7 protein-coding genes are annotated in these 6205 nt (G+C 47.0%); 5 read left to right on the top strand and 2 right to left on the bottom strand.

Translation table 11 applies throughout. The features are described from left to right. A partial coding sequence (locus QUB08_RS07660; RefSeq protein WP_333224184.1) for an HAD-IC family P-type ATPase occupies positions 1–992 on the top strand: 992 nt, incomplete at its 5' end. A gap of 197 nt (positions 993–1189) precedes the next feature. Here QUB08_RS07660 and QUB08_RS07655 read toward each other — a convergent pair. Further along, entirely contained in the window at positions 1190–1537 is a 348-nt protein-coding gene (locus QUB08_RS07655) for a hypothetical protein (protein ID WP_190659999.1), read from the bottom strand. Positions 1538–1642: 105 nt separating this feature from the next. Here QUB08_RS07655 and tmk point away from each other — a divergent pair, with 105 nt between their 5' ends. The 4 genes from tmk to QUB08_RS07635 all read left to right on the top strand — a co-directional run bounded on the left by tmk (position 1643) and on the right by QUB08_RS07635 (position 5421). Next, positions 1643–2311, top strand: coding sequence for a dTMP kinase (gene tmk / locus QUB08_RS07650; RefSeq protein WP_333224183.1), 669 nt, complete (start codon positions 1643–1645; stop codon positions 2309–2311). A gap of 277 nt (positions 2312–2588) precedes the next feature. Beyond that, positions 2589–3551: a DNA polymerase III subunit delta' gene (locus QUB08_RS07645; protein ID WP_333224182.1), complete on the top strand. Its 963-nt coding sequence runs from the start codon at positions 2589–2591 to the stop codon at positions 3549–3551. Positions 3552–3578: 27 nt separating this feature from the next. After that, on the top strand, positions 3579–4064 hold the full coding sequence (msrA, locus tag QUB08_RS07640) for a peptide-methionine (S)-S-oxide reductase MsrA (protein ID WP_445300900.1): 486 nt from the start codon (positions 3579–3581) through the stop codon (positions 4062–4064). A 520-nt stretch (positions 4065–4584) separates the two neighbouring features. Further along, the gene (locus QUB08_RS07635) at positions 4585–5421 is read left to right on the top strand and encodes a metallophosphoesterase (RefSeq protein WP_333224181.1); all 837 of its coding nucleotides are present in this window, start codon (positions 4585–4587) and stop codon (positions 5419–5421) included. 95 nt (positions 5422–5516) lie between these two features. On the opposite strand, the gene rppA is transcribed toward QUB08_RS07635, so the two are convergent. Then, positions 5517–6203, bottom strand: a complete 687-nt coding sequence (gene rppA, locus QUB08_RS07630) for a two-component system response regulator RppA (protein WP_333224180.1) — start codon at positions 6201–6203, stop codon at positions 5517–5519. Between the last annotated feature and the right edge of the window lie 2 nt (positions 6204–6205).

Here is a 6205-nt window from a genome sequence, read left to right as displayed (position 1 = left end):
GGGTTTCTGGGAACAAACAAGATGCCTGTTCCACAATTGATGGAGTTTCTGGGAACAGGCAAGATGCCTGTTCCACAATAATTGATGGGGTTTCTGGGAACAGTCAAGATGCCTGTTCCACAATTGACTCAAAACTGCTGCAAATTGCGGCGGCGGTGGAAAGAGGCGCTTGTCATCCCATCGCCGCAGCGATTTTGCTGGAAGCTCAACAGCAAGGTTTGCCGCTGCTAGCTGCTGAGGATTTTTGCACGGAACCGGGCTTGGGGGTTTCTGCTTTGGTGGAGGGCCGGCGGGTGTTCGCGGGGAATGCTGAGTGGATGAAGGAGCAGGGGGTCGCTGTGGCGACGGAATTGTCGGGGTCTTTGCAAGGCAAAACGGCGGTTTACGTTGCTTCTGGGGGGGTTTTGCTGGGGGTAATCGGGCTAAAAGATACTCTGAGGCCGGATGCTAAGGCGGCGGTGGAACGTTTGCGGGGCATGGGATTGCGGGTGATGATGCTGACGGGGGATACGGCGTCGGCGGCGGCGGCGACGGCGCAGCAGCTAGGTTTGGCGGCGGCTGATGTTTTGGCCGAAGTGCGGCCGGAGGGCAAGGCGAGGGCGATCGCGACTTTGCAAGCCCAAGGCTGTAAAGTGGCTGTGGTGGGGGATGGTATCAATGATGCGCCGGCTTTGGCTCAAGCTGATGTCGGTATCGGTTTGCACTGTGGCACTGATGTCGCAGTTGAAACTGCTCAAATTGTGCTGATGCGAAATGCTTTGATGGATGTTGTTGAGTCGATCGAGCTGGGGCGCGCTACTTTTAATAAGATTCGCCAAAATTTATTTTGGGCTTTTGGTTACAATACTCTGGGAATTCCGGTGGCCGCGGGTATCTTGCTGCCTGCAACCGGAATTCTACTCAGTCCTGCGGCGGCCGGAGCATTTATGGCGTTTAGTTCTGTTAGCGTGGTTACAAATTCTTTGCTGCTGCGCCGGGGATTTCGAGCTTAAATTTAGGGATTGCATATAAAAGTCGGAGGCCATCGGTCATTAGCTAGAAACTAATGACTAATGACCTCATCCCAAGAGGGAGACAAACCCCTCACACTAGGAGTCGAGAGCCAAGAAGTTTCCACCTTAGTTAGAACCCCCTGATTCATCTGTAGAGTCAAGCGAAAATCTCACACCTCAAATTGACTGACTGATGGCTAGAGTGCCATACTTTCCAAAAGTCGCCAGTTATTGTTGTTCATAATTGAACGACTCACTAGCTCGAACATTTGACGGCAGTGGTTGTTGGTTTGCAGGGGCAGTTCTTCGTTTTTAATCACGAAGTTCATGCGAACCTCTGAGTCGCTGGCCGTGTTTTTCTCAATTAGGACTTCTGCGGTGACAAGTTTCGCAATCGAAACTTGACCTGGGAGCTCGCGAGCCATGACGGAATCTCCTGTATTGTAGATAATATCAAGATTGCATGACTCTAAAATTTCAATCAGGGATTGACGGAGACGGTCGATCGGAACGGCAACGATAAAAAAACCAGTATAGCGAGCCATAGACAACTCCAGCCGTGAGGCATTTAGACTTTATTATCATACCGAACCTAGAACAGATGCACAGAACAATATGGATTTATTTTATTCAGGTGGAAAGTTAGGGCAATGAAAGGCAAACTTATCGTGTTTGAGGGGGTTGAAGGTGCGGGTAAAACTACGCAAATGCAGCGCATGATACAGTTCCTGCAAGCAAGTTGCTTTCTGAGTGTCCGCTTGGTGGCTACTCGCGAACCGGGGGGTACTGAGCTGGGAAGGGGACTGCGACATTTGCTGCTGAAACAAGATGGGGGCGAATCTGTATCCGATCGAGCAGAATTACTCATGTATGCTGCCGATCGCGCTCAACACGTCGAAACTTTTCTCAAACCCGAGTTATCTAAGGGAACGATTGTTTTATGCGATCGCTTTACTGACTCTACGATTGCTTATCAGGGCTACGGCCGCGGTCTTAACTTAAACTTAATTAAGCAGTTGAATGAAATTGCCACCGGCGGTTTGGAAAGCGATCTGACTTTGTGGCTGGATATTAATGTGGAGGCGGGTTTGGCCAGGGTAAGGGCTCGGGGAGGGTGCGATCGGATCGAGCAAGCTGATTTAAAGTTTCACCGCCTTGTGCAGCAAGGTTTTGCGGAGTTAGCCCAGGAAAATAAATCTCGAATTGTCCGGATAAATGCCGATCGGCCTGAATATGAAGTCGCTCAGGAAATTCAAGCTATTGTAACTCGCAGGTTAGAAGCTTGGGGATATTTAAATAATACCAATTCTGAAAAGTAAGCTTACATAGATAGCCAGAAACCTGGTTTTTTACGAAATATTTGCTAAAAATCCTCAAGTTCGAGGAAAAACCCGGTTTCTTCGTTGTAACTAACTCACCATAGGGTAGCGATCAGGGCAAAATTATTTAATAGGTAGTCATTACATTCAGCGCCCCTGACGCACCCTACAATAACTTCCTTCTGTCAACTGAATACTGTCAACTGTCAACCCAACGATCGGCTCTTCGGGCAAGCTGTCAACAGTCAACTGTCAACTGTCAACTGTCAACTGTCACATGAATTATTTCACATCATTAATCGGACAAGAGCGACCAGTAGAATTGCTAACACAAGCAGTCGAGCGAAACCGAATTGCTCCTGGCTATTTATTTGTCGGCTCTAACGGCATCGGCAAAAGTTTAGCTGCTCAGTCTTTCATCGAGCTTTTATTCTCAGCCAATCTTCCCGAAACCAGACTCATAGCCTCTGTGCAAAATCGCGTGCAGCAGCGCAATCATCCAGACTTACTTTGGGTAGAACCAACTTATATGAACCAAGGCAAACGGCTTACACCAAAGGAAGCAGAGGAAGCCGGTTTAAAGCGGAAAGCACCACCACAAATTCGCTTAGAACAAGTTCGAGAAATCGGTGATTTTCTCAGCAGACCGCCACTAGAAGCGGCGCGTTCTGTCGTAGTTTTGGAACAAGCAGAAACAATGGGCGAGGGAGCCGCTAACGGCTTGTTGAAGACATTGGAAGAACCTGGAAAAGCAGCGCTAATTTTAATTGCTCCGAATGTGGAATCTTTGCTACCAACTTTAATTTCTCGCTGTCAAAAAATCCAGTTTTCTCGGCTGAATCCCGAAGCAATGGCACAAGTTTTGCAGCAAGCGGGATTCGCGGAGATTTTGGATCATTCCGAGGTACTGGGGATGGCTCAGGGAAGTCCTGGGGAGGCAATTGCTATTTGGCAGCAACTGCAATCAATACCCGATGATTTGCTGCAAAAGGTGAAGCAGTTGCCTCAAAATCTGCGGTCTGCTTTGGAATTGGCAAAGGAAATTGATAAAACTTTAGATACTGAATCTCAGTTGTGGTTAATCGATTATTTACAGCACTGTTACTGGCAGCAATTTTTGGCAGGGGGAATTAGTCGATCGCCCTTAGAACCCTTGGAAAAAGCGCGACAATATTTGCTAAACTACGTACAGCCGCGATTAGTTTGGGAATGCACACTTATGGGAATATGTCAAGCATAATTTATTGCCAAGTTTGAACCAAATACGATGAGTAACACGATGGAAAAAGCCACATTTGCCGCCGGTTGTTTTTGGGGAGTTGAACACAAGTTTCGCGCCGTTGCGGGTGTCGTCTCGACTGCTGCGGGCTACACAGGAGGCCACTGGCCGAACCCGTGCTACCTCGATGTTTGCGCCAGAGTCACCGGTCACGCTGAAGCCGTGCTGCTAGAGTACGATCGATCGCAGGTGAGTTACGAAGCACTGCTAGATGTATTCTGGAACTGTCACGATCCTACCCAAATCAATCGCCAAGGCCCCGACAGAGGCGAACAGTACAGGTCGGTGATTTTTTATCACAATTGGGAACAAGAAAAAGCCGCTCGCCTCTCTAAACAAAAATTGCAAATTTCCGGTAAATACGACAAAGATATTGCCACCGAAATCAAACCAGCTGCTGAATTTTATATGGCAGAGGATTACCACCAGCAATATATTGAGAAGAAGCGGCATTCGTCAAAAGTGATTAGTTAAAAAGTAGGCAGACTCGACAAAAAATAAAAAATATTAGGGGCGGGTAAGGCAATGATCTATACTAGCCGCCAGTTTATTATTAATGCAAAACTCTGCCTCCTCCAAGCCATGTTTATTTCCACCTACTCAGTAATAAATCATTAGTGATGAGATAGTGTTTGGTAGGGGCAATCCCCGCGTGGTAAGCCGATGCGATGGGGATGCGGTGCAAGTCTCAGCTTTGAAAATTGCTAAAAGAATATAGATGCGGGGCTGAAAAAGCCAGTCTGAAGAGGATTGAGAGCGTTTTAAACAGCTTGTTACGCAAGTCATAATTTTATAAAAATGCTGTATTAGTTGGGCGCGTAAGACCCAAACAATTTTGCAATAAAGCCTAAATAAAGATAGGGCATTTCTGTTTCTATTTTCCTCAGTAATCCCAGTTTTTGCGTCCCGGAGGGAAGAATATGTAGTTTGGCAGTCTTGCTTGTTTATTTGCTAAGCTAGAGGTGGCGCTCTGTCATCAATAAACTTTAGATTTATGCACAGGTTATTAACTGGGAAACTGCGAATAGAGTATTTAACAATACCAATCGCTAATCTTCCAGCAAATCTATCCGGTACTAAAATTGTACAGCTTACGGACTTTCACTATGACGGGGTGCGGCTGTCGGAATGGTTGCTAGAAGAGGCGATTGCTGCGGCCAACGAAGCTGAACCAGACATGATTTTTTTAACTGGTGACTTTATTAGCTACGATCCAGCACCTATTTACGGCTTAGTGCAGCGATTGAAAAACTTGCAAAGTCGAGTGGGAATTTACGCGGTTTTGGGCAATCACGACCACTATTGGCCAGGGGCAAAAACAGAGGTTGCTAATGCTTTAAATAGCGTCGGGATTCGGGTTTTGTACAACGAAGCAATCTATCCTTTGGGGTCTGAATTGGCTTTAGTTGGGCTGGCTGATTTTTGGTCGGGGGATTTTGCGCCTAAACCTGTCATGGCATCAATAAATCCCGCGATTTCTCGGATTGTCTTGTCTCACAATCCTGATACTGCTGAAAAGCTGCAAAATTGGCGGATTGATTTGCAGTTGTCTGGGCACACTCACGGCGGTCAAATCGTTATTCCCGGTATCGGCCCTTTGTACGCTTGGGTCAGAAAAATTGGCTCTTTGATTCCTCAACGAATCGGAAAGTTCATTCCTTTTGTCTCGGCTTGGGATCGAGTAGTTACTCACTGGGAATGGGCTAGCGGTTTGCATCAGGTTGGGAGTAATTTGCTGTACGTGAATCGCGGTTTGGGAACTTATGCGCCGGGAAGGCTATTTTGTCCGCCGGAGGTGACAGTAATTACTTTGGTTTGTCAACACCCGTAAGGGCGGTTTAGGGTGCACACTTTCCCGATAATAGATAATATAGCCCCAGGAAGAAGGAAGAAGGAAGAGGGATTTTTCTATAATTTCTATTATTTTTAATTGGCTTCTCCAAAGCGATAGCCTCTGCCATAGACTGTGTGAATTAGGACTGATTCGCCCGGAACTTCTATTTTGCGGCGCAGCAGGCGAATTTGAGCGGCTAATACATTGCTGCTGGGTTTTTCTGCTTCACTCCACAAATATTGGTGGATTTGTTCGTGTGTTAGCAATTGACCGGGATGGCGCATTAAGTATTCTAATAACTGACATTCTTTTTCTGATAAATCAATTGTGCGATCGCCCCGATAAGCTAATTGATTGTCGTAGTCTAGCTGTAAATCTGCAACTTGCAGCCGCCCGACAGCAACCTCGGCATCAATAGTAGGAGGCCGCCGCAGCAAGGCGCGGACTCTGGCTAGCAGTTCTCGCAGTTCAAAAGGTTTGACTAAATAGTCGTCTGCACCGGCGTCGAGTCCTTGTACACGATCGTCTATGGTATCTTTGGCAGTGAGAAATAGCACTGGCGTATTCCGTCCTTGCGATCGCAACTTCTGGCAAATTGCCAGTCCAGTTTGTCTCGGCAGCATCCAATCCAAAATTAGCAAATCGTAATTGCCCTGCATGGCTAAATTGCTGCCACTTGCTCCGTCAAATGCCACATCAACTGTATAACCTTCGCGGCTTAAAACTCGACTCAAAGGGTCAGTTAACTCAACTTCATCATCAACTAAAAGAATCCGCATCC

The organism is Microcoleus sp. BR0-C5 (assembly GCF_036705045.1).
Lineage (GTDB): Bacteria > Cyanobacteriota > Cyanobacteriia > Cyanobacteriales > Microcoleaceae > Microcoleus.
The sequence above is the reverse complement of the archived record's forward strand: the minus strand, read 5'-3'. Positions and strand labels throughout refer to the sequence as shown.